Annotated in this window: 25 protein-coding genes and 1 other RNA gene; 15 read left to right on the plus strand and 11 right to left on the minus strand. The window is 39.3% G+C overall.

What is annotated here, in order from left to right:
• Positions 1–76 precede the first annotated feature (76 nt).
• Positions 77–319 carry an NYN domain-containing protein gene (locus tag LCX93_RS11730; RefSeq protein WP_349636713.1) on the plus strand — a complete coding sequence of 81 codons (243 nt, stop codon included), beginning with the start codon at positions 77–79 and terminating at the stop codon, positions 317–319.
• Positions 294–695: an OST-HTH/LOTUS domain-containing protein gene (locus LCX93_RS11735; protein WP_226066441.1), complete on the plus strand. Its 402-nt coding sequence runs from the start codon at positions 294–296 to the stop codon at positions 693–695. The genes LCX93_RS11730 and LCX93_RS11735 overlap by 26 nt, the downstream gene beginning before the upstream one ends.
• A 60-nt stretch (positions 696–755) precedes the next feature.
• On the opposite strand, the gene rplT is transcribed toward LCX93_RS11735, so the two are convergent.
• On the minus strand, positions 756–1115 hold the full coding sequence (rplT, locus tag LCX93_RS11740; RefSeq protein ID WP_226066442.1) for a 50S ribosomal protein L20: 360 nt from the start codon (positions 1113–1115) through the stop codon (positions 756–758).
• Positions 1116–1224: 109 nt separating this feature from the next.
• Entirely contained in the window at positions 1225–1419 is a 195-nt protein-coding gene (gene rpmI / locus LCX93_RS11745; RefSeq protein WP_151899377.1) for a 50S ribosomal protein L35, read from the minus strand.
• 74 nt (positions 1420–1493) lie between these two features.
• Between rpmI and LCX93_RS11750 the strand changes: the two genes are divergently transcribed.
• The 9 genes from LCX93_RS11750 (at position 1494) to LCX93_RS11790 (ending at position 9557) form a co-directional block, all read left to right on the plus strand.
• Positions 1494–1730, plus strand: a complete 237-nt coding sequence (locus LCX93_RS11750) for a hypothetical protein (RefSeq protein WP_226066443.1) — start codon at positions 1494–1496, stop codon at positions 1728–1730.
• A gap of 28 nt (positions 1731–1758) precedes the next feature.
• Positions 1759–1856, plus strand: an RNA gene (gene ffs, locus LCX93_RS11755) — signal recognition particle sRNA small type.
• Positions 1857–1971: 115 nt separating this feature from the next.
• The gene (locus tag LCX93_RS11760; protein WP_226066444.1) at positions 1972–2517 is read left to right on the plus strand and encodes a 5'-methylthioadenosine/S-adenosylhomocysteine nucleosidase family protein; all 546 of its coding nucleotides are present in this window, start codon (positions 1972–1974) and stop codon (positions 2515–2517) included.
• Positions 2518–2533: 16 nt separating this feature from the next.
• Positions 2534–4216 (plus strand): glycoside hydrolase family 3 N-terminal domain-containing protein, encoded by a 1683-nt coding sequence (locus LCX93_RS11765; protein ID WP_226066445.1) that lies wholly within the window; start codon positions 2534–2536, stop codon positions 4214–4216.
• A complete protein-coding gene (locus tag LCX93_RS11770) occupies positions 4209–5690 on the plus strand; it encodes a sodium:solute symporter (protein ID WP_226066446.1) in 1482 nt (493 codons plus the stop codon). The genes LCX93_RS11765 and LCX93_RS11770 overlap by 8 nt, the downstream gene beginning before the upstream one ends.
• Positions 5687–6775: an anhydro-N-acetylmuramic acid kinase gene (locus tag LCX93_RS11775; RefSeq protein ID WP_226066447.1), complete on the plus strand. Its 1089-nt coding sequence runs from the start codon at positions 5687–5689 to the stop codon at positions 6773–6775. The genes LCX93_RS11770 and LCX93_RS11775 overlap by 4 nt, the downstream gene beginning before the upstream one ends.
• Entirely contained in the window at positions 6762–7706 is a 945-nt protein-coding gene (locus LCX93_RS11780; protein ID WP_226066448.1) for an aminoglycoside phosphotransferase family protein, read from the plus strand. Before LCX93_RS11775 ends, LCX93_RS11780 begins: the two co-directional genes overlap by 14 nt.
• A gap of 227 nt (positions 7707–7933) precedes the next feature.
• A complete protein-coding gene (gene murU / locus LCX93_RS11785) occupies positions 7934–8590 on the plus strand; it encodes an N-acetylmuramate alpha-1-phosphate uridylyltransferase MurU (RefSeq protein WP_226066449.1) in 657 nt (218 codons plus the stop codon).
• The gene (locus LCX93_RS11790) at positions 8580–9557 is read left to right on the plus strand and encodes a lytic murein transglycosylase (protein WP_226066450.1); all 978 of its coding nucleotides are present in this window, start codon (positions 8580–8582) and stop codon (positions 9555–9557) included. The genes murU and LCX93_RS11790 overlap by 11 nt, the downstream gene beginning before the upstream one ends.
• Positions 9558–9559: 2 nt before the next feature.
• Here LCX93_RS11790 and LCX93_RS11795 read toward each other — a convergent pair whose 3' ends face one another.
• Together LCX93_RS11795 and LCX93_RS11800 are read right to left on the minus strand one after the other, a co-directional pair.
• Positions 9560–10045: a GAF domain-containing protein gene (locus tag LCX93_RS11795; RefSeq protein WP_226066451.1), complete on the minus strand. Its 486-nt coding sequence runs from the start codon at positions 10043–10045 to the stop codon at positions 9560–9562.
• A 1-nt stretch (position 10046) separates the two neighbouring features.
• A complete protein-coding gene (locus LCX93_RS11800; protein ID WP_226066452.1) occupies positions 10047–10556 on the minus strand; it encodes a GAF domain-containing protein in 510 nt (169 codons plus the stop codon).
• A 70-nt stretch (positions 10557–10626) separates the two neighbouring features.
• Here LCX93_RS11800 and arsC point away from each other — a divergent pair, with 70 nt between their 5' ends.
• Positions 10627–10986, plus strand: a complete 360-nt coding sequence (arsC, locus tag LCX93_RS11805) for an arsenate reductase (glutaredoxin) (RefSeq protein WP_193150657.1) — start codon at positions 10627–10629, stop codon at positions 10984–10986.
• Here arsC and LCX93_RS11810 read toward each other — a convergent pair.
• Entirely contained in the window at positions 10975–11412 is a 438-nt protein-coding gene (locus LCX93_RS11810) for a deoxycytidylate deaminase (protein WP_193150658.1), read from the minus strand. The two genes, arsC and LCX93_RS11810, sit on opposite strands and share 12 nt — an antisense overlap.
• A 3-nt stretch (positions 11413–11415) precedes the next feature.
• Positions 11416–12252, minus strand: a complete 837-nt coding sequence (locus tag LCX93_RS11815; protein WP_226066453.1) for a peptidylprolyl isomerase — start codon at positions 12250–12252, stop codon at positions 11416–11418.
• 95 nt (positions 12253–12347) lie between these two features.
• On the opposite strand from LCX93_RS11815, the gene gltX reads away from it, so the two are divergent.
• A complete protein-coding gene (gene gltX, locus LCX93_RS11820; RefSeq protein ID WP_226066454.1) occupies positions 12348–13736 on the plus strand; it encodes a glutamate--tRNA ligase in 1389 nt (462 codons plus the stop codon).
• A gap of 13 nt (positions 13737–13749) precedes the next feature.
• On the opposite strand, the gene LCX93_RS11825 is transcribed toward gltX, so the two are convergent.
• The 4 genes from LCX93_RS11825 to LCX93_RS11840 are packed head-to-tail and all read right to left on the minus strand — an operon-like array spanning position 13750 to position 17432.
• Positions 13750–14760, minus strand: a complete 1011-nt coding sequence (locus tag LCX93_RS11825; protein WP_226066455.1) for a cytochrome-c peroxidase — start codon at positions 14758–14760, stop codon at positions 13750–13752.
• A 41-nt stretch (positions 14761–14801) separates the two neighbouring features.
• A complete protein-coding gene (locus LCX93_RS11830; protein ID WP_226066456.1) occupies positions 14802–15206 on the minus strand; it encodes a c-type cytochrome in 405 nt (134 codons plus the stop codon).
• Between the two features lie 10 nt (positions 15207–15216).
• Entirely contained in the window at positions 15217–16287 is a 1071-nt protein-coding gene (locus LCX93_RS11835; RefSeq protein WP_226066457.1) for a metallophosphoesterase family protein, read from the minus strand.
• The gene (locus tag LCX93_RS11840) at positions 16284–17432 is read right to left on the minus strand and encodes a cytochrome-c peroxidase (RefSeq protein ID WP_226066458.1); all 1149 of its coding nucleotides are present in this window, start codon (positions 17430–17432) and stop codon (positions 16284–16286) included. Before LCX93_RS11840 ends, LCX93_RS11835 begins: the two co-directional genes overlap by 4 nt.
• A gap of 300 nt (positions 17433–17732) precedes the next feature.
• Here LCX93_RS11840 and LCX93_RS11845 point away from each other — a divergent pair, with 300 nt between their 5' ends.
• Complete coding sequence (locus LCX93_RS11845; RefSeq protein ID WP_226066459.1) at positions 17733–20006, plus strand: methyl-accepting chemotaxis protein; 2274 nt, start codon at positions 17733–17735, stop codon at positions 20004–20006.
• A 59-nt stretch (positions 20007–20065) separates the two neighbouring features.
• Here the strand turns inward: LCX93_RS11845 and LCX93_RS11850 are convergent, their stop codons facing one another.
• Complete coding sequence (locus LCX93_RS11850) at positions 20066–20344, minus strand: hypothetical protein (RefSeq protein ID WP_226066460.1); 279 nt, start codon at positions 20342–20344, stop codon at positions 20066–20068.
• 102 nt (positions 20345–20446) lie between these two features.
• Between LCX93_RS11850 and LCX93_RS11855 the strand changes: the two genes are divergently transcribed.
• Positions 20447–22219, plus strand: coding sequence for an ABC transporter ATP-binding protein (locus LCX93_RS11855; protein WP_226066461.1), 1773 nt, complete (start codon positions 20447–20449; stop codon positions 22217–22219).
• The last annotated feature ends 25 nt before the right edge of the window (positions 22220–22244 follow it).

Raw genomic sequence — 22244 nt, forward strand, 5'->3', positions numbered from 1 at the left:
AAAAATCTTCTTAAGAGTATGCGTCAGGAAAGACAAAAAGCTCAAGGGCTGGGAAAATATTTTACAAGATTATAACATCAAACCTATTCAGCAGTTTGCCTACACAAAAGGAAAAAATGCAACTGACATAGCTATGATAATCGACATCATGGATATTCTCTACACAAAGGAGCTTGAAGCCGTTGTTCTAATCACAAGCGATAGTGATTTTACTCCCATCGTCACACGAATACTTTCTGATGGCCTAACTGTTTATGGTTATGGCGAGTCAAAAACTCCAATGGCATTTGTCAATGCATGTTCGCAGTTTATATGTTGAAAAACTCAGCGTTTTAGAAAATAATGAAACAGTTGAAAGCAGTGTGCCAATTGAAAATACTATCATAAACAAGAAGCATCCTGCGGTCACCGAAGCTGTCACTAAATATTTTGGAAAGAACTACGATATTCGAAAAGATTTTAAACTTATAAATCTACTCAAGCAGGCTGTTGAGAGAACATCAGACGAGCAAGGGTGGGCAGATGTTAAAGATATGTCTTTATATATAAGAAAAAACTCCTCTTTTTCACATGTAAACTATGGGTTTAAGAAAATGGGCGACCTTATAAAAGCGATGGATATTTTTGATATGGAATATATAGGAGACAGGAAGACACAGCTTATGATAAAAATCAAAGAGAGGTCAAGAAAATAATATTATAAAATTTAAGTTTTCAGTGAAAAGAGAAAATCAAGCCCGAAAGGGCTTGGAAGATTATTTTGCCAATGCTGCTTTAGAAGCGTCAACAACTGCACTGAATGCCGCTGCATCGTGCATAGCCATATCAGCAAGAATTTTACGATCAAGTTCGATACCGGATTTATGAAGTCCGTTCATAAAAGTTGAGTAGTTCATACCGTTTAAACGACATGCAGCATTGATACGGATAATCCATAGTTTACGGAATTCACGTTTTTTCTGCTTTCTGTCACGGAACGCATACATTAATGAGCGTTCTATCTGCTCTTTAGCTTTTCTAAAGTGTTTACGACGACCGCTGTAAAAACCTTTCGCTAATTTTAATATTTTTTTGTGTCTTCTTCTGCGAACAACACCTGTTTTAACTCTTGGCATATCTATCCTTTTATTTCTTTACCTAGCTACTTTTCATATAGTCAAGGTGCCACTCTTTGTGGTGGACTTGCCCAATTACCTAAAATTGGAGATTAATGATACTCTTAGCTTAGCTAACGATCATTTCCTTAATGTTTTTTGCATCTGACTTGGCAACTACTTTTGGAGCATGTTGCTTACGACGTGTTTTTGCATCCTGTTTTGTAAGAATATGGCTTCTAAACGCTGTTCCGCGTTTAATCTGACCGTTTTTCTTCACTTTAAAACGCTTTACAGCGCCTTTTACCGATTTCATTTTTGGCATCGATAATCCTTTTCGTAAAATTTTGGAAGTGCAATTATACCCAAACTTTTCTAAAATTTTGCTATACTTCTAAAATGATGATAAATAATTCCATAAAACATATACAAAATGCGCTCAAAGAACTCGATGACGAGGTACAAAAGATTTTACTCGACTGGAGTATCCCGCTCAATGAAAAAGACAATTTAATGCTGCCGATTTTACAGCAAAAAAGAGTTTTGGACCAGACATTAGAAGACTTAATCTACCTCAAAGAGCATCCCCCGACACCAAATCAACCTTGTGGGATTTCTAAATATAGAGAAGATTAAGGAAAATCTGCTATAATTTCACCGCTTCTCTTTAGACCTGTGCAATGGTGTACTGAGGTAATGTGTCAGGGTAGGAATACAGCAGCACGCCTTAGTATGCTATGTGCCGCAGCCATCTGGAGAGAGGCACCTTTAACTATAAAAAATTAGAAACTCACAAATATCATATAAATTAAGCATCTTTCGGAACCCAGACTTTAGTCTGGGCCTTACGTCTTTAAAACCTAAAAGGCATCAAATTATGCTCTACATAGTAACCGCTCTCAAACCCGAAGCTCAGGCCTTCGTTGACAAATACAAACTCAAAAAATCAAAACTGCAAAACTATACGCTTTTTACAAACACAGACATCAGACTCATTATCAGCGGTATCGGAGTTGACAATGCCAGACTCGCTACGCAGACGCTGATTGACAATTTTGACATTACAAAAGAAGACATTTATCTCAATGTCGGCATCTGTGCGGCACCCAAGCAGCATAAAATCGGAGACCTTTTAGAAACAGGTGCTGTAATGTATCACAATACCCTTTATACTTTTAGCGCTTACAAACATACGCTTACATGTAAAGACGAAGCCGCCGCAATACAACACGATACACCCGTTGATATGGAAAGTTTTGGTTTTTATGAGGCGGTTGTTCACAATCCTGCCATTGAAAAATTTCATATTTTAAAAGTTGTCAGTGACCATTTTGCACCCCATACTATTACAAAAGAAAATACAAAATCACTTTTGTTTAATGTTATTCATGATATAAATAGAGTATTGCAAAGGCATATCTAAATCAGGATTACTTATAATGCGCATCTTTTTACTTTTTTTAAGTCTCTTCTTAACGCTTCATGCCACAGTGCCTACAGATGCGCAACTCAAAAAAATGATAGGGCGCATGCTGATTGTCGGCTTTGATGAAAGTTATGTAGAACCGACGTCACAGATAGTTTCAGATATACAAAAGTATGATTTGGGCGGTGTGATTCTTTTTGACCGGTTTTATACAGACAAACAAAGAGTTAAAAATATCCTCTCACCCTATCAGCTGAAAAAACTTACCCGACATTTACAATATTTTGCACACAAACCGCTTTTTATAGCCGTCGATCAGGAAGGCGGCAAGGTAAGCAGGCTCAAAGCAAAATACGGATTTTTAGAAATCCCCTCTGCTGCTGCCGTTTCGTGTATGCCTTTACAAAAGGCACAGCAAATTTACAACGCTCAGGCTAAAATGCTCCAAAACAGCGGTATCAATGTAAATTTTGCTCCAGTAGTCGATTTAAGCACCAACCCCAAAAACAAAGTCATAGCAGGCTTGGAGCGTTCTTACGGAAGCGATCCCAAAGAGGTTGCAAGATATGCACAAACAATGATAGACGCCCAGACACGCCACAATGTCCTCTCTGTTTTAAAACATTTTCCCGGACACGGTTCATCACTCGGCGATTCGCATAAAGGGTTTGTTGACATCACAAACACCTGGGATAAAAAAGAGTTAGAGCCCTATAAAATCCTCATCAATGCCCATAAAGCAGATGCAATTATGACCGCACATGTCTTTAATGCAAATTTAGATGACACCTATCCAGCCACGCTTTCTTACAAAATAAACACAGAACTTTTACGCAAACAGCTCCATTTTCGCGGTGTTATTATCAGTGACGATATGCAGATGAAGGCTATCTCCGCAAATTATTCCCTCAAAGATGCCCTGACTCTGGCCATCAATGCGGGGGTAAATATTTTACTCTTTGGCAATCAGCTTGCACATAATTCTACCAAAGAAATAGTTGAGACCATCTTCAAACAGGTAAAAAGCAAAAAAATCCCGCTCAGCAAAATTATAGAATCCAATGCCCGAATCACAAATCTGCATTTCAAAAACAGCCTTGTACAAAAGCCTGTCATATTTGAAAAAGAGCGTAAAGCATTAACGCGGGCATATATTCAAAAACATTACGGCTTACATGTAAAGAACATACAGATACAACCTAAAATCATTGTTCTTCACTGGACAGCCGTTATGGATTTCAACAGCAGTTTTGCCAGACTCTACCCTGAGAAACTTCTAAGCGACAGAGCCGACATAGCAAAAGCCTCAGCCCTTAATGTCTCGGCACATTTTTTAGTCGATCGTGACGGAACAATTTATCAGCTTATGCCGGACAATGTCATGGCACGCCATGTCATCGGACTCAACTACTCAAGTATCGGCATAGAAAACGTCGGAGGCGAAGCAAACAAAAAAGAGGATTTGACTCCTGCACAGGTACGTGCAAATATTTCTCTCATCAAGTATCTCAAACAAAAATATCCCGACATTCACTACCTTATCGGGCATTACGAATATACAAAAATGCAAAACAATCCCCTCTGGTTGGAACGTGATGCAGGCTACAGAACCCAAAAAGCCGACCCCGGGGCACTTTTTATGCAAGAAGTAAGAGCAGGTGTGCAGGATTTGCATCTCAGAGGTGCCGATGAGTAGCGGGTTTTCTTCTCTTGACTGGTTTGTTTTTGGCGCTTATTTTCTGATACTTGCCATCAGTTCCTACCTCTTTTCCCAGTTTAAAATCCGCTCTTCAAGAGACTACTTTGTCAGCTCAAATACTATGCCAATGTTCGTTGTTGCCGTCTCCATCGTCGCTACTTCTCAGTCTGCTGCAACTTTTTTGGGTGTTCCGGAGTTTGCCTATGTGCATGATTTTACCTTTATAGGCTTCTATTTTTCTGCGCTTGTGGCAGTGGTATTTATCAGCATCGTTTTTGTTCCGAAGTTTTACAAATACAGGGTCGTCACCGTCTATGAACTTTTACAAACACGCTACGGAGAACGTGCAAAAAAGCAGGCAGGATTGATGTTTTTGTTCGGACGGATTATGGCAAGCGGAGCCAGACTCTACATCGGCGCACTGGCTGTGAGTATGATACTGTTTTTGGACATCGGTTTTTTACATATGCTTGTTGCCATCACGCTCTTAATTGCAGGCGCCTTGGCATACACCTATTTCGGCGGCATTAAGTCCATCATCTTCAGTGATGTTATTCAAGCCCTCACCTATGTCGGTGCCGGTCTTTTAGTCTTTTGGTATTTGTATGTCTCTTTGCACAATATAGATATTTTAGCAATTTTACAAACACATAACAAGTTACATGTAATAAATAATTCACTTGATGGGAAGTTCAGCATTGTAGCACTTTTTAGCGGTTGGCTGCTTTTAAACATAGCTGCTTTCGGACTTGATCAGGACATGACCCAGCGCGTACTCAGCTGTAAAAACAAAAACGAAGCTGCACAGTCGCTCATTCTCTCCATTGTTTTGAGTATTCCCATCGTCATGCTTTTTCTTGGCATCGGAGCACTCCTTTTTGTGCATTACCAGACAAGTGCGGTAAGTCAGAATTTTCAAGGTGAGAGCATTACCATTTTTATGTATTACATCCTCAATGAAATGCCTTCGGGATTAAGAGGGCTTGTAACAGTCGGTGCCATTGCCGCAGCGCTTTCAAGCACAAACTCTGTTTTGGGTGCCATGGCTTCTGTCGCCGTTGAAGATTTGTACCGACCGTGGAAATTGCAAAAAGATCCCCATACCAAAGAAACCCACTTTTTAAAAGCCTCCCGAACAGCCGTACTTCTTTTTGCCTTAATTCTCTTTCTTATGGCAATTTTGAGTTATTTTTGGCAAAGAGAGAGTGAGCTTTCACTGGTGAGTTTTGCCCTGGGTGTAATGACCTTTGCCTATACCGGACTGCTTGGAGTCTTCTTCTGTGCAATTTTTACCACAAGAGGAAGTGCCGCAACCGTTCCTTTTGCGCTTGTTGGAGGTTTTTTAACAATTTTATTCCTACAACCCTATGTATTTGACATCCATATAGGATTTGCATGGCAAATGGTTCTAGGCACAGCTGTTGCTTTTTTGATTATGCAAATACAAACAACGCAAAGAGAAACAGCATGAAAGAACTTTACCTCGGCGTTATGAGCGGAACCAGTCTTGACGGTATCGACATTGCACTGTGTGAAATCGACGACACCCACTGTAAGCTTTTTGCTTCTGCCGAGTACCCTTTCCCGGGCGTATTAAAAGAAGAGATTCTCAAACTTATAGCCGGTTTTGGCACACTCAGACACATCGGTGAATGCCACAGCAGACTCGGGCTTCTTTTTGCAGAGTGTATCAATGATTTTCTAAAAACAAATGCTTTACATGTAAAGAGTATACACGCCATAGGCCTGCACGGACAGACACTCTGGCATGCCCCTGACTCGCTTTACCCCTTTTCCATGCAGCTTGGAAATCCCAACATCGTTGCCGCCAAAACAGGTATCACAACCGTGGCGGATTTTAGAGGCAAAGATATAGCCAACGGCGGACAGGGCGCGCCTTTTGCTCCTGCTTTTCATCAGTTTTTATTTGCCGATACACAAGAAAACACAGCGGTGCTAAACATCGGAGGCATGGCAAACATCTCTTTGCTTTTTCATGATTTTGGCGGTTGGGATGTTGGTTGCGGGAATGTTTTAATAGATATGTGGATGCAAAAAACACAGTCACAAAACTATGACGCAGAGGGAGCCCTTGCAAAAAGCGGCGAACCACATGAAGTCCTCCTTGCACAGATGCTTCGTGATGATTATTTTGACAAAAAAGCACCAAAAAGTACCGGCAGAGAGTATTTTAATGCCGCATGGCTTGAAAAAAATCTTCGAGGCTTTGAACATCTCAGCGATGCACAGATACAAAGAACCCTGCTCGAACTCACCGCACACTCCATAGCCAATGACGTCAATGCCACACAGGCAACACAGCTCATCATTTGCGGCGGCGGAGCAAAAAACAGCTTTTTGATGCAAAGACTCAGTGCCCTGTGCCGTGCCAAAGTGTTGCCAAGTGACGCACTCGGTATAAACAGTGATTTTTTAGAAGCGATGGCATTTGCCTGGTTTGCAAAAAAACGCATCCATCAAGAACCGCTTCTGCTCAAAAAAGTTACCGGTGCCCAGAAAGATTCCATAGCAGGAGCTATTTATGCAGCAGATTAAAGCATGGTTGCAAACCACTCCCTATAAAGAGTATGCCATCACAGTTGCCTCCGCTGATGCAAGTTTTAGAAAATATTATCGGCTTTCGCATAAAAATCATTCTGTTATTTTGATGGATGCCTCTTTGGAAAAGCACTCTTTAACACCCTTTGTAGACATCACTGCGAGACTTTTACATGTAAAGGTCAAAGCACCTGAAATTCTTGCGCAAAACCTCTCACTCGGGTATTTGATTTTGGAAGATTTCGGCTCTACCAATCTACTGGATGTTTTAAAGCCTGAAAATTTTTCACCGCTCTATGAAAAAGCGATTGATGAAATTATAAAGATACAAAAAGCCGATACAACTGACCTGCCTCTGTATGACAAAGCATTTCTCCATAGAGAGATGGACCTGATGCAAGAGTGGTATCTGGAAAAAAAACTTGCGTTACATGTAAACAAAAAAGAAAAAGAGTGCATCGCTTCTGCCCTTGAGGCAATATCGGCAGTCGTCTTATCACAGCCGCAAAACATTTTTGTGCATCGTGATTTTCATTCGCGAAATATTATGCTTACATCGCAAAACGAACTCGGTATTATTGATTATCAGGATGCTATGAACGGGGCACTCACCTATGATTTGGTTTCGCTTTTAAAAGACTGTTATATTGCTTTTTCGCGTGAAGACATAGAAGCATTGGCACTTTTGTTTGCCCGCAAAAAGGGTTTACATGTAAAGGATGAAATATTTTTAAAGTGGTTCGATTTTATGGGACTGCAGCGGCATATAAAAGTGTTGGGAATTTTTTCGCGTTTGTATTTGCGTGACGCCAAAGAAGGATATTTAAAAGATATTCCGCTGACACTGCATTATGTGATTGAGACAGCTTTGCGGTATGATGAGACGAAATCGTTTGGGAAACTTCTGCGGCAACTCAGCCCAGACTGAAGTACAGATCTTCGGAATCGGTACTTTCTATGCTAAAGCATGACTTGTGAAAAAAACTAAATTTTTTTCTGTAGTGCCGGCTGTTGCAATAGTCTTGCCACTCTCAGCCCGGACTGAAGTCCGCGTTCCAAAGAGCGTAAGCATTTGTGCGACTTTTTGGAACCCGTACTTCAGTGCGGGCCTTATACTTTTACAAAAATTACCGTCATAAATAAAGGAAAAAAACAATGAAAGCTATGATACTTGCGGCAGGACGGGGAGAGCGTATGCGTCCGCTGACCGATACACTGCCAAAACCTTTGTTACATGTAAAGGGCAAAGCGCTCATAGAGTGGCATATAGAAAAACTGGCGCATAAGGGTTTTGATGAGATTATTATCAACATTGGGCATTTGGGTTCTAAAATTCCGGCATATCTTGGGAACGGCTTAAAATGGGGTGTACGCATTCTTTACTCGGATGAACAAAAAAGCGGAGCCCTTGAGAGTGCCGGCGGTATCAAAAAAGCACTGTCGCTTTTAGGAGATGCTCCTTTTTTGGTTGTAAACGGCGATATATTTTGTGAATATGACTACAACCCGAATTTCAAACTCACCGATACACTTGCCCATCTTGTTTTGGTACCCAATCCTGCGCACAATCCGAAAGGAGATTTTGGGCTCCAAAACGGACTTGTAACAAATGAAGACAAAATAATGTACACCTTTTCGGGTATAGGGTACTACCATCCGAAACTCTTTGAAGAAGTCAGGTTACAAAAAAGCCCGCTTGCTCCGCTTTTGAGAAAAAACATTGACAAAAGTCTTGTCAGTGGCGAACTATTTAACAAAATGTGGCATGATATAGGCACACCACAAAGGCTTCAAGAAATCAATGAAAACTAAATTTATATTTTTACTGCTCCTAGGCAGTGTACTTTTTGCAAAATATGACAACTGCAATTTTACAAACAAACATTATGAAGATATTTGCAAAAAAGTCGTCAAAAATGGCGTCAGCTACAAATATGCCAATGAGTTTCTGCTTTCGTATTTTAAAACACAAAAGTATGATGAAATAACCTGGAAATACATACAGCCTTCAAAAATAAAATACCACAAAGAAAAAGAGAAACAGGCAAACAATGTACTGGTAAAATATGTTCCGAAGATGGTAAGAAATCTTCAAAAATACAAAGATGTTTACGACTATGCCGAAAAAAAATATCATGTCAACCGTGAAATTATTGCCGCCATTTTACTCAAAGAGACAAAACTCGGCAAAATAAAACCGACACATGATGCCTTCATCGTTTTTAACACTATAGTGACTCGTACAAAACCCGATACCCACCGAAACAAGTGGCTCTTAAAAATGGGCAAAACAAATATGGCCTCGATTATAGAGCACTGCTACAAAAAGGGTGTCAAACCTGAACAGTGTAACCTGGCAAGCTCCTACGCCGGTGCCATAGGCATACCGCAGTTTATGCCAAACAGTTTCATCTACACAGACAGCTACAAAGGCAGGGTTGCAGACTTGAGCAAAATGGAAGATGCCATCCTCTCTGCTGCGAAGTTCTTACATGTAAAGGCAAAATTTGACACACTCATAAACTGGGAAAAAATGCCCGATATTCCAAAAGTAGAACAGGAGTGGTACGCCTATGCCTACAAATACAACAATGCCTCGTTTTGTTATGAAAGAAGCAAAAAAAGCAAAAAAGTGTACAAATGTTTTACAAAAGACAAAAAAAATCTCCAGTATATGAGAAAATATGTACAAAAAATTATGCGCTACAACAACTCTTCAAACTATGCCGTCGGTGTCATCCGTTTGGCTTATGAGGCACATCAACTTCTTGAAAAATAATTTTAAATTTCAGAACTTATCAGTGCAAGCTCCAGACTTCCACTCACATAGTTGGCAAAAAAAGTGAGTGTTCCCAGATCCTGCGGGGTAAAATCTGTTTCTTTATTAAGCAGTTGCATCACTCCCATTACATTTCTCTTCGAATCAAATACAGGAACCGTTAGCATATTTTCGGTCAGATACCCGCTTTTTTTATCTATATGCTGTAAAAATCTTTCGTCCTCATAAGGTTTGTTCACTATCTGCGGTGCCTTGCTTTTATATGTGGCGCCAACTATCCCCGCGTCCGCACTGACAACGATTTTTCCCATTCCGTCACTGTGTGTCGTCCAGAGTATCTCATCATCACTGTCCACAATAAATATAGAACATCTTTGTGCCTCTACAAGAGATTTTGCTTCATCACCAATAAGGACAATTGCATCCTCTATCGCACTGGTTGTCATCAGTCTTTTACCGAATTCGGCAATTCTGTTTAATTGTTTCATATTAATCTACTCTCTTTTCTTGATCTAAATAGGTATGCAGCAGTTCTAAAAATCCGCTGACATAATGTGCAAAAAATATCATAAAACGGACATCTTCTTCATCGAACCCTTCTTCTTTGTTCAAAAGTTCCATCACCCCGATAATCTCTCTTTTGGAGCTGAATATTGGTGCTGTTATGATATTTTTTGTGATGTAACCTGTCGTGGAATCAATTTCGGGCAAAAACTCCGGATGGGCATAGGCATCATTTGCTACAACAGGTTTCTTTGCCTTGAGTGTATACCCCACCAATCCTTTGTCTGCACGAAGTGTTATTTTTTTCACTCCGTCCGCCAAGGTTGTCCACACCTCATTTGCGGCAGCATCATATATAAATATAGAGCACCGCTCGGCACCTATGACATCTTTGACATATTTTGCAATCAGAGGCAGACCATCTTCAAGAGAATGTTTTGTCAACAACTCTCTTGCAAACTCGGCAAGTTTTAATGATTTGTTTTTATATTTCATTACAAAATCCTCTTTATTAATCAATTGCAACTATTATAGTGTAAAATTCTACTAAAAAAAAGGAAAGAGAATGAGTAAATACACTATTTTACACAATCCACGCTGTTCAAAATCAAGAGAGGCGCTTAAAATATTAGAAGAAAACGGTATTGCTGCTGATGTTGTCAAGTACCTTGACGAACGTCCGAGTGCCGCGCAACTCAAAAACATTATAAAAATGCTCGGACTGCAAAGTGCAAGAGAGATGATGCGTACCAAAGAGGCCATTTACAAAGAGCTTGATTTAAAAAATGAGACAGATGAGGAAAAACTTATAGAAGCGATGGTGGAACATCCAAAACTTATAGAACGCCCTATCATCATAAAAGACGACAAAGAGGCGATTATTGCCCGTCCGCCTGAAAAAGCAAAAGAGTTTTTAGAGGCTTAGTTTTTCTATACTCACTCCGTTATCTTCCAAAAACTTTGAGATGGTTTTGGAGTGTGTATGTTCATATTCTTTGGCATAGACGATACGTTTGATACCACTCGCAATCAAATTTTTACTGCATTCGCTACACGGTTCAAGCGTCACATAAATCGTCCCGCCTTCGATGGAGATGCCTTTTCTCGCCGCCCAGATAATTGCATTCATCTCCGCATGAATTTCATATGTTTTACTCCACTCATGATGCTCTGCGGTATACTCGCCGTCCCAGTGGTCACAGCAGTTGGTAAACCCTGCCGGCGTTCCGTTGTAGCCCGTACTTAAAATACGCCCGTCTTTGACGATAACCGCCCCAACCTGTTTGGAGACGCATTTGGATGCCAAAGCTATTTCTGAAGCTATATTTATAAAGTTTTTATCGCTGAGCATGGTTTATTTTGGGAGTCTGATAATGTTGATGTCTGCATTGTCACGCAGACGTGCAAAATAGTCACTTAAGACCGCCTCACGTTTTTCAGCCATAATCGCATTGACAATCTGTGGCTTGAGTTTTTCAAAATCCACTTTTGTTGGTTTTGTTGTCGACTTTACATAACAACACATAAAACCGCCTCTGCCGTCAGGCAAAACAGGTGTGAAATGGTCGGGGGGTGTCTTTTCCAGTATCGCCGCAAGCTGTGGCGGAATTTTATTATAAGGAAGAACCTGTTCTTGTGTTTTCACATCCGGTGAATAAAACATTGGATTGTCTATTTTTTCCTGCAGTCGGCTTTTGTCTTTTGATTCGTTTATGATGACAGAAAAAGATTCAGGATGGTTAAATTCTTTTTTATGCAGTTCATAATACTCTTTTATCTCTTCATCAGTCGGTTCGGAGAGAGATGACATTGCAATGGCTGCATAAAGTTTTTGGCTTAAAATCTTCTGTTTTATTTTTTCTTTGAACTCTGTAGAACTCAAGCCGCTTTGCTCTCTCACCGCATCATACAACTGGCTGATTGTCAATCCGTTTGCTTCGGCCATTTTTTTAATATCATCATACACTTCCGTACTCGAAACCGAAATATCTCTTTTGGCAATTTCAAGCGCTTCAAGTTTTTTACGGATAAGGATATCGGACGCTTTTTTTGCATCTATATGCGCTTGCTGCATCTCTTTTTCAATATCGAGCAGAGTAATTGCTTTATCCTCTACAACAATTGCGACACCGTCATAGACTTCTGCATTTACCAGGCTTGAAAGCATCAGTAATACGAGTAATTTAAACATAAAAATCCATTTTGTTAATTTTAATAGAGTATTTTACCAACCTTTAACCAACAATTGCCTAAAATTGCAAGAAACTTCTTACATAAGGCACAATCATGGTTGTTACTCGTTTTGCTCCATCTCCTACAGGCTATCTGCATATCGGCGGTTTACGCACGGCTCTTTTTTCTTATCTGTGGGCAAGAAAAAACAATGGAAAGTTTCTTCTTCGCATTGAAGATACCGACAAAGCAAGAAATTCGCAAGAGGCAACAGAAGCAATTTTAAAAGCATTTGAATGGCTCGGACTTGAAGCAGACGGAGAAATCACTTACCAGAGCAAACGTGAAGATATTTACAAAAAATACATACAGCAGCTGCTTGATGAGGGCAAGGCCTACAAATGCTATATGAGCAAAGAAGAGTTAGACGCACTTAGAGAAACACAAATGGCAAATAAAGAACGCACAAAATATGATGGCAGATACCGTGATTTTACAGGAACTCCACCAGAGGGAGTCGAACCTGTTATACGCATAAAAGCACCTCTGAGCGGTGAGATAATCGTGCATGACGGTGTCAAAGGAGATATCTCTTTTCAGGCAGAAGATATTTTGGATGATTTTGTCATTGCCCGTGCTGACGGTTCTCCTACCTATAACTTTGTCGTGGCAATAGACGATGCTTTAATGGGTGTCAATGAAGTTATCCGCGGAGACGACCACCTCTCAAACACACCAAAACAGATAGTTGTCTATGAGGCACTCGGATTTGACATTCCGAAATTTTATCATGTGCCTATGATTCACAATGCCCAGGGCAAAAAACTCTCAAAACGTGACGGTGCGACAGATGTTATGGCATATAAAGAGATGGGGTATCTGCCACAGGCACTGCTCAATTTTCTTGTGCGTCTTGGCTGGAGCCACGGAGATCAGGAAATTTTTTCGATGGATGAAATGAAAGAGCTGTTTGATCCAAAAGACATCAACAAATCAGCCTCTATTTACAATACGGAAAAACTCGACTGGCTCAACGCCCACTACATCAAAAACACACCCAATGAGGAACTCACAGAACTGCTCACTGATTTTGGCGTAGTATTAAGTTCACACGATAAAAAAGAGATTTTACTCGATGCCCTTAAAGAGCGGGCAAAAACCCTCAAAGAACTGGCAACACTTATCAATGAGATTGTGACAACACCTCAGTCATATGATGAAAAAGCTGTCAAAAAAGCCTTCAAAGGCAATGCGATTGAAATTCTTGAAACATTTGCCAACAAGCTTGATGCAGCAAAAGAGCTGCACCTGCCAAGTGATTATCATCATGTGATGGAAACAGTTGTCAATGAAATGGAAATCGGGTTTGGCAAGATAGGCAATCCTCTGCGTGTCGCACTGCTGGGTAAAATGAGCGGTCCGGGACTTGATGTCGTTATGTCTGTCATCGGAAAAGATGAAACCATCTTGCGTATTGCAAGAGCCATAGAAGCCAATATATAATGGCTTCTATATTTTAGTTTGTCTCTGGTAAAATAGGCACAGTTACAATGTCTTGCGATAATTTCCCGGTTAGAGACTGTAAAAAAAGATAAATACTTTGAGTTTCCTCTTGCGACAAATCTACCCCTAACTGCACCTTTGCCATTATTTTGACAGCTTCTTTCAATGATGTGACACTGCCATCATGAAAGTAAGGGGAAGTCATGGCAACATTTCTGAGTTGAGGCACTTTAAAGACATATTTGTCTTCTTCTTTTTTCGTGACATTGTAGCGTCCTTCATCAATCTTCTTGCTTTTTGTATATTCCCAGTAAGGAGCAACCATGCCGAATTTTTGATTCATTGTTCCGCCAAGCAATGCACCTGAGTGGCAAGAGGCACAGCCTGTTTTTATGAATGTTTTGAGACCTGCTTTTTCCTCCTGTGTCAAAGCATTTGATCTGCCCTCTAAAAATTCGTCAAACCGTGAAGGTGTTGAGAGCGTTCTTTCCCATGCACCGATAGCTTCGGCATAGTTATCGACACTTATCGGATTTTTATCATTTGGAAATGCCTTTTGAAACAGCACTTGATATTGAGGAATACTCCCGAGTCTTTTTTCAACCCATTCATAAGAAGGTGCGCCAAAAGAGGCTTTTCCAAGCAATGCTTTTTTTGCCTGATCTTCGACATCTTTTCTGTCTCCACGCCAATGCTGGGTAATCTGACCTGCAGCATTTAAGACTGTCGGTGCATTTCTAGGGTTTAGTTTTCCAAAATTTCCTCTTGCTTTTTCAAGATTATCGGCTCCGTAATAACTAAACGGATGGCATTTTACACAACTCGTTGTGCCGTCTATAGAAACTCTTTTTTCATGAAAAAGCATCTTTCCAAGTCTGATTTTTTCCGGCGTCATGGTATATTGCGCAGACGGAAATGTTTTAGGCAATGGTGCAAAATTCTGTTTTGCCTCTTGTAGCAGCAGGCCATCAGAAGCATATGCACATGATATTGCAATAGATATTGATAGTATGGTTTTTTTCACAGTTGATTCCTTTGTTATTGTATATAATTTTTTATTTCTAACTAATGTTTCCCCGGTGCTAATGCAACACCTCTCCTCTCATGCGTAATATATGCGATAAGCGCTGTCATTTTCGGATTATCCAGAGCCATTTTCTTCCCCTCAAGAGGATTTGCAATACACCAGTTTATCATCTCGCCCATCGTCGCTACTTTCCCTAATTGTTTTTGAAACTTGGGATATGTTTCCGGATGGGTGTTGCTTGCATTTGGATGACATTCATTACATGTAACGGTGTTCGTTCCCAGCTTTGTATCGGTAAATACTTTTCTCCCCTCTTTGACAACACTTTTATACTCAGCGCTCCAGAAGTCAAGATCTTTTTGTGTAAACTGATCTGCATGCAGTCCATTTACCGTAAACACAGTAGCACTTAACAGTATAATTGATTGTAATACTTTTTTCATAATTAACTCCTTAATAATGTATCTGTGAAGGTATTTTTTGCTGTTGATATTTTATATCTTCAGGTTCTTGTGTTTTTTCATTGTATGCTACCGTCCTGTTCTCATTATTTGGAAGCTGAAAATGCAAATCAACTCTTCCAGAGTGCACATCAATCATCTCCCATCCGGTCGCATCACGTTCAAAAAACGGATCAGCACGATTCATCTCAATAGTGAGCTTCGGCATATAGCTCTTTGCCTGTGTATAAGTTTTCGGATAGGGCCACGGCCACGCTGTTGACATCACAGAATTAAAAGCAATATTGCCGATTTTATTGTATTGAATCTGATGAACATGACCATAAATAACATTCACCTTTTTAAAAGGTTTTAAAATAGCTTGAATCTGTTCTGCATCATCAGTCCAGAAATTCCACCCCTTATATATCTTTTGCAAAGGAGAGTGAGAAAACACGATAATAGGCGTCTCTTTGGAGATGCTGCTCAAATCTTTTTTCAGCCATTGTCTCTGTTTTTCGCCAACCATAAAAGCAGAACCGTTAGGATCATCCAAACCTGCCATTGTCTGCATTCTCTGCATTGGGTCTTTCCATTTGTGTGTCCATCCTTCATCTACTAAAATAGAGTTAAGAACAACAATATGGACGCCTTTATGGTCAAAACTATAGTATGGATCACCAAAACGGTTCATCCAGTGTTCCCCTAGATCAAGATAGTAATCATGCTCACCCAGCATCATTTTCACAGGAGCTCGTAAGGCCGAAAGAATTTCTGCTCCGTGATCAATTTCTGCTGCTTTGCCAAGTTGTCCTAAATCTCCGCCAAACAAAACAAAATCTGGTTTTGGATTCATTAAATTACACTCTGCAACTGCTTTTTTCAGCCCCATATCCCAGTTTCGTACAAACTTTGTTCCTTTGATTTGTTGTAAATGCGCATCGGAAATAACAGCAAAAGTAAAATTTTTATCTGATGTGCTGCCATCTGCGTTATCAGCAAAAGCCACTTCAATTAGACTCATGGGTAATATCGTACCAGCTGCCACTACACTTGCTTTTTTAATAAAATCTCTTCTTTTCATTTTGTATCCTTTAGCGTTTCAAATTCCGGACTTGTCAATGCTTTTAGAAAAGCAACCAGATCTGTCATCTGTTCACCACTTAAATGAAGCGGTCTGATTCCTCCGTCTAAAAACGGACTCTCCGGAGCATCTGGAGCAAGTTTGCCTCCAAAATTATAAAATACAACAACTTCTTCAAGTGTATTCAAGCTTCCGTCATGCATATAAGGCCAAGTCTTCGCTATATTCCTCAGTGAAGGTGTTTTAAAGGCACCTGTCTCATCTGCTTCATGTGTAATGACAAAACGTCCAAGTTCTGAAAATCTTTTTTCAGCAAGAATGAGTTCATCTGCAGCAAGGTTCTTTGTATCTTTACCAGCCTGTTCTTTTTGTTTTGTAAGAATTTTCATATATTCAGACGCAACTTCAGCTGTTTTTCCCTGTAATGCTTTAAATCCTACACCAATATTATAAAACCTGTTATCAGTAAAGAGAGCCTGTGTTTGACTTATCACATGACAGGAGACACATCTACCTTGACCAAGATAAACTTTGAGCCCTCTTTTTTCCTGCTCATTTAAAGCATCTCTGTCCCCGCCATACATATAGCGATCAAATTTTGAATTTCCCGATATCACCGTTCTCTCAAAGCTTGCTATTGCCTTGGCAAAATGTTCTATAGAAATCTCTGAAGGCTTAACACCAAAAACTTTTCTGAACTCTTGTTTATAATATGCATCTTTTTTGAGCATATCAACCAGATTCTTCCATGAGTGCAAGCCCCCTTCTACGGGATTGATTGGTGGCAGTTTAGACTGTTCTTCCAAACTAGATACCCTGCCATCCCAAAACTGCGAAGTATAGTAAGCAGAATTTATGACAGTAGGGGCATTCCTTGTTCCCACTCTTGTACCCTCTTTGTCAGTAAAGCCTTTTGAAACAGACAGGTGATCCGTAAATGCTTTTTCTCTTGCATGACAAGTGGCACAGCTTACTTTGCCATCAGCACTGAACCTTGGATCATGAAACAACACATCCCCTAATTGAATCTTTGCCTCTGTCTGTGGATTATCTGCCGGAACTAGTACAGCAGGCAATCCCAATGGTGCAGCGTCTGCAATAACTACCAGTCCGACAAGCAAACAGACTTTTTTCCATAACTTCATCTTTTCCCCCTTTTAACATTTGTTCTGAAAAACTCTTTATGAGCAACATGAAATACTTTTCCCATTAAAAGAAAATTATTTTCTTTTAATAATTATTATATATGAATACTTAAAAAGAACTGTTACCCGGTAAAATAGTTCAAAAAATCTGTTTTTCTGTAGATAAGTAGCAAAATAGAAATAATTTTCATTGAATGCTTCTTTCTTATTCATTAATTCTTATTTTTAATATTGTTATATGTTATTGAATTAATATTTTAATTTAGATATAATATTTTTAGTTAAATAAAGGTGATTTAAATGACAATTAAAACAAAACTTACGGCTGCGGTAGTAGCGGTTATATTATCTGTATCGGCGGTGATTACGCTCTTTTCTGTTTTCAAATCTAGTTCTGCCTTAGAACATTCGGAATTTAACAAGCTCAGCAGTGTAGAAGTTGCCAAGCATGAAGAGATTGGTAGTTATTTTGATTATTTGGGAGGTTTATTAACATCTTTAGCAGTACAAGAGGGAACCAAAGAAGCTTTTTTAGCTTTTGACGACGGCTTTTACAAACTTGAAGATGAACTTCATTTGAATATTAGCAAGGTAACTACGGCATTAAAAACGAATTATGCTTCGGAGTATTTAAATCAAGTAAATTATGATGTACCAAATGCACAACCTAAAAAACCGATTGAAGCATATTTACCTAAAAATATAAATGCAAAAGTTGCACAATATATTTTTATAGTAGAAAATCCTGCAAAAACCGGCGAAAAGAATGAGCTTACCTACAATGCAAAATATGATAGTAGCTATATGCAGGCACATAAAAAATATCACGATTCGTTTAACGCATTTTTAAATTCTTTTAGTCTGTATGATATCTTTTTAGTCAATCTTCAAGGGGATGTGATTTATACCGATTTTAAAGAAAAAGATTTTGCAACCAATCTACAACACGGGGTTTATGCCAACACTGGTTTGGCAACAGCATATAAAAAAGCGTTAAACATGAAAAAGGGTGAAGTTGCATTTGAAGATTTTAAACCTTATGAACCAAGTTATAATGCTCCTGCTTCTTTTATAGCGACTCCTTTATTTGTCAACGGCATAAAAAAAGGTGTGCTGATTTTTCAAATGCCGGTAGACATCATAAATAAAATTATGCGATTTAACGATGAGTTTGAAAAAGCAGGCCTTGGAAAAAGCGGAGAATGTTACCTTGTGGGCAGCGATTATCTGATGCGAAGCAATTCAAGATTTCAAAAAGAGATTAAAGATAAAGTTGTTCAAGAATTAGGAACGACTATTGGTGTCTGGAAAGTAAAAACACCTTCGACAGAAGCAGTTGTAGAAGGAAAAAGTAAGCGAGGGGAGTGGATAATAAATGACTATAGAGGGGTCCCCGTACTGAGTGTGTATGAAGAACTTGACATATTTAACGGACAGGGTAAATGGGTGGTAGTCGCAGAAATTGACGAGGAAGAGGCGTTTATTCCGGCACATGAACTTAGAAATACACTTGTGATTATTTCTATTGTGGCATTAATTATTTCTGCACTGATTTTACTTTTTATGATGCATAAAATAATTTTAATTCCTTTAAGTAAAATTTTTGCCTATATTGAAAGTATATCTGATGGTGCATCTATTAATTTTACCCATTCATTAGATATCAGGTCAAATGATGAAATAGGGCTCATAGCACAAAAATTATTGGCTGTTATGAATAAAGTAAGAGATTTTATTGCTGAAGTTAAAACAACATCAAGTGAAAATGCTTCTATATCGCATGAACTTTCAACTACTGCACTCAGAGTCGGCAGCAATGTAGAAAACTCTGTTATTATCGTAGAAGATGCCGTGCAAACAGCAAAAGAGATTCAAGAAGAAATAGGCATATCTATCACAACGGCCCAAGAATCACAACAAGATATTATAAAAGCAAATGAAAATCTTGAAACCGCAAAAGATGAAATCGTGAGTTTAACGGAAAAGGTACAAGAAACCGTAGAAGTCGAATCAGAATTATCACAAAATATGGAAACGCTTTCAAAAGATGCGAGTGAAGTAAAAACCATATTAGTAGTTATTGCCGACATTGCCGACCAGACAAACCTATTAGCGTTGAATGCGGCAATAGAAGCTGCTCGTGCAGGTGAACACGGTCGTGGGTTTGCCGTAGTAGCCGATGAAGTACGAAAATTAGCCGAACGAACACAAAAAAGTTTAGCAGAAATAAACGCAACTATAAACGTAGTCGTTCAATCCATTATGGAAGCTTCTTCTAAAATGAATGAAAATTCAAATGAAATTCAAGAACTCTCAAATATAGCGGAGTCTGTTGCATCAAAAATAAATGATACGGTAGCAATAGTAAATAAAGCAGTAGATGCTACGGAAGCATCGGTGAGCGACTTTGAAAAAACAGGAAAAAATATACAAGAAATCGTCACGAAAGTCGATGAAGTAAATGATATATCTTCAACAAATGCAAGAAGTGTTGAAGAGATTGCTGCTGCTGCTGAGCATCTCAACAGCATGACGGAGAGTCTCAACAGTAAGCTTTCCACGTTTAAAACGTAAACAACCTTCAAGCTTTTTTTCGGGCTTGAAAACACAAAAAAGTTTATTGTGCCTTTTTCTTAAATATCGTCTCTGTATACATCCGTCATATCAAAATCATTTTCCGGTTCAATGGTAGGGATTGCATCCAAATCATTTGGGTCCACTTCCACTGCTGAGAGATTATAATCTTTGCCCTGATAAAACTTTTGCTCTTTTGCATATTTTTGTTCTTTTTGCATCTGCTCCTGAATGTGCTTTTTCACCACATCACTCTTTTTTTCTACCGCAGGATTCTCTGCATTTGCTGCCATTACATGTAACGCTGTAAAGGCAAGACTCAACAATAATTTTTTCATAACTTCCCCTTATTATTATTTTCATAATATATTATACCTGAAATAAATAGAAAAATAAATATGTTAATTTTTGGCTCTTTCTTTTTGAGATATAATTGCATTATGAATAACAGTCCCATAACCATAAAATCTATTTTTCGCCTTGCCTGGCATAAAAAACCTGCACTGATAAAGGGGCAGATTTTTACTCTTTTTGCCATCATCGTCAGTGTACCTATTCCTCTGATGCTCCCTGTCATGGTTGATGAAGTTCTTTTGCACAAGCCGGAGTATATCGTTCCTGCCATTGACAGGCTTTTTGGCAGCGGTTCTGCTTTTTATTACATTGCGTTTGTTGCTTTTGCCGTTATCTTTTTGCGTTTTTTATACTATTTTTTAGGCGTTGTCAGTACAAAAATATTTACCGAAATTTCAAAATATGTTACCTTTATGGTCCGTTTTCGTCTCTTAAAACATCTTCAAAAAACCTCTATGAATGCCTATGAAACACTGGGAAGCGGTGCAATCACGGCTAATCTTATCACCGATGTCAATACACTTGATGCTTTTATCATGAGCAGTGCTTCTCGTTTTGTTGCCTCTGTTTTGACACTCATTGCCGTTGGCATTGTGATGATTATCATCAATCCTGTTTTGGGCATACTCATCCTTTTTGTGCAGCCGCTTATTATGTTTATGAGCAAGAAAATGTCCACACGCGTGGGAGAACTCAAAAAAGAAGAAAACCAGGCCATTTCACAATTTCAGGAAAATGTCGGCGAAACTCTGGAACTTTTTGGACAAATCAAAGCCAGTAACAAAGAGGAGCATTTTTTTGCCAAAGCAATAGAACAGGCAAAAAAAATTCAGGATACTTCCAATGAATTTGGCTTTAAAAGTGTCGCCTATGAAAAACTCTCTTATACAATCTTTTTAAGTGTTTTTGAGCTTATTCGTGCTTCAGGACTGCTGCTTGTAGCCTACAGCGATCTGAGTATCGGTATGATGTTTGCCATGTTTGGCTACATCTGGTTTATTATGACACCGGTACAGGACATTCTCTCCATGCAGTACAGTTATGCCTCCGCTAAAGCTGCTTTAGAGCGTATAAACAAAATTTTAACGCTCAAAACAGAAACAAGCGGGGAGAAAAAACTCAGAGCAAAGAGTGTTGATATTTCTGTGAAAAATTTATGCTTCAGTTATGCCACAAGTGAGAAGTTAATTCTCAAAGAGATAACTTTTGATGTAGCATACGGCTCAAAAATAGCACTTATCGGAGCAAGCGGCAGTGGCAAAACAACACTGGCACAAATCATTGCCGGTTTTTATGAAAAAACATCCGGTGAACTCAGATACAACAACATACCAACAGAAGAACTCGACAAACACTCCGTGCGTCAAAAAATATTTTTAGTCCTGCAGATGCCTATACTTTTTAATGCTTCACTGCGTTTTAATATTACAATGGGACATGAAGATGTCAGTGATGATGAAATTTACAAAGCCCTTGAAATCGCACAGCTGCAAGATATGCTCAAAAGTATGCCTAGTGGACTTGAGACCATAGTAGGACATCACGGCATCAGACTCTCAGGCGGACAGAGACAAAGGCTCAGCATCGCCAGAATGATTATTGCCGACCCGAGTGTCGTCATTTTTGATGAATCAACCTCCGCCCTTGATGTGCATACCGAAGCCAAACTCTTTAGAGCACTCGCTCCCCTGCTTGAGCAAAAAACAGTCATCACCATTGCCCATCGTCTCAGCACCGTTAAAAATGCCGATATGATTTATGTCCTCAATGAGGGTGAAATAGTCCAACGGGGCACACATAAAGAACTTGAAGAGCAAGAAGGACACTACAGCGAATTTCTCAAGGAGCAGTTGTTATAAAAAAGATAAAACAGGCACACAAAGA

This window comes from Sulfurimonas sp. SWIR-19 (assembly GCF_020410885.1).
Lineage (GTDB): Bacteria > Campylobacterota > Campylobacteria > Campylobacterales > Sulfurimonadaceae > Sulfurimonas > Sulfurimonas sediminis.

Excerpts from the sequence above, each read along its gene's own strand:
- LCX93_RS11735 (WP_226066441.1), top strand. The coding sequence starts at position 294 with ATGCATGTTCGCAGTTTATATGTTGAAAAACTCAGCGTTTTAGAAAAT.
- rplT (WP_226066442.1), bottom strand. The coding sequence starts at position 1,115 with ATGCCAAGAGTTAAAACAGGTGTTGTTCGCAGAAGAAGACACAAAAAA.
- rpmI (WP_151899377.1), bottom strand. The coding sequence starts at position 1,419 with ATGCCAAAAATGAAATCGGTAAAAGGCGCTGTAAAGCGTTTTAAAGTG.
- LCX93_RS11750 (WP_226066443.1), top strand. The coding sequence starts at position 1,494 with ATGATGATAAATAATTCCATAAAACATATACAAAATGCGCTCAAAGAA.
- LCX93_RS11760 (WP_226066444.1), top strand. The coding sequence starts at position 1,972 with ATGCTCTACATAGTAACCGCTCTCAAACCCGAAGCTCAGGCCTTCGTT.
- LCX93_RS11765 (WP_226066445.1), top strand. The coding sequence starts at position 2,534 with ATGCGCATCTTTTTACTTTTTTTAAGTCTCTTCTTAACGCTTCATGCC.
- LCX93_RS11770 (WP_226066446.1), top strand. The coding sequence starts at position 4,209 with ATGAGTAGCGGGTTTTCTTCTCTTGACTGGTTTGTTTTTGGCGCTTAT.
- LCX93_RS11775 (WP_226066447.1), top strand. The coding sequence starts at position 5,687 with ATGAAAGAACTTTACCTCGGCGTTATGAGCGGAACCAGTCTTGACGGT.
- LCX93_RS11780 (WP_226066448.1), top strand. The coding sequence starts at position 6,762 with ATGCAGCAGATTAAAGCATGGTTGCAAACCACTCCCTATAAAGAGTAT.
- murU (WP_226066449.1), top strand. The coding sequence starts at position 7,934 with ATGAAAGCTATGATACTTGCGGCAGGACGGGGAGAGCGTATGCGTCCG.
- LCX93_RS11790 (WP_226066450.1), top strand. The coding sequence starts at position 8,580 with ATGAAAACTAAATTTATATTTTTACTGCTCCTAGGCAGTGTACTTTTT.
- LCX93_RS11795 (WP_226066451.1), bottom strand. The coding sequence starts at position 10,045 with ATGAAACAATTAAACAGAATTGCCGAATTCGGTAAAAGACTGATGACA.
- LCX93_RS11800 (WP_226066452.1), bottom strand. The coding sequence starts at position 10,556 with ATGAAATATAAAAACAAATCATTAAAACTTGCCGAGTTTGCAAGAGAG.
- arsC (WP_193150657.1), top strand. The coding sequence starts at position 10,627 with ATGAGTAAATACACTATTTTACACAATCCACGCTGTTCAAAATCAAGA.
- LCX93_RS11810 (WP_193150658.1), bottom strand. The coding sequence starts at position 11,412 with ATGCTCAGCGATAAAAACTTTATAAATATAGCTTCAGAAATAGCTTTG.
- LCX93_RS11815 (WP_226066453.1), bottom strand. The coding sequence starts at position 12,252 with ATGTTTAAATTACTCGTATTACTGATGCTTTCAAGCCTGGTAAATGCA.
- gltX (WP_226066454.1), top strand. The coding sequence starts at position 12,348 with ATGGTTGTTACTCGTTTTGCTCCATCTCCTACAGGCTATCTGCATATC.
- LCX93_RS11830 (WP_226066456.1), bottom strand. The coding sequence starts at position 15,206 with ATGAAAAAAGTATTACAATCAATTATACTGTTAAGTGCTACTGTGTTT.
- LCX93_RS11835 (WP_226066457.1), bottom strand. The coding sequence starts at position 16,287 with ATGAAAAGAAGAGATTTTATTAAAAAAGCAAGTGTAGTGGCAGCTGGT.
- LCX93_RS11840 (WP_226066458.1), bottom strand. The coding sequence starts at position 17,432 with ATGAAGTTATGGAAAAAAGTCTGTTTGCTTGTCGGACTGGTAGTTATT.
- LCX93_RS11845 (WP_226066459.1), top strand. The coding sequence starts at position 17,733 with ATGACAATTAAAACAAAACTTACGGCTGCGGTAGTAGCGGTTATATTA.
- LCX93_RS11850 (WP_226066460.1), bottom strand. The coding sequence starts at position 20,344 with ATGAAAAAATTATTGTTGAGTCTTGCCTTTACAGCGTTACATGTAATG.
- LCX93_RS11855 (WP_226066461.1), top strand. The coding sequence starts at position 20,447 with ATGAATAACAGTCCCATAACCATAAAATCTATTTTTCGCCTTGCCTGG.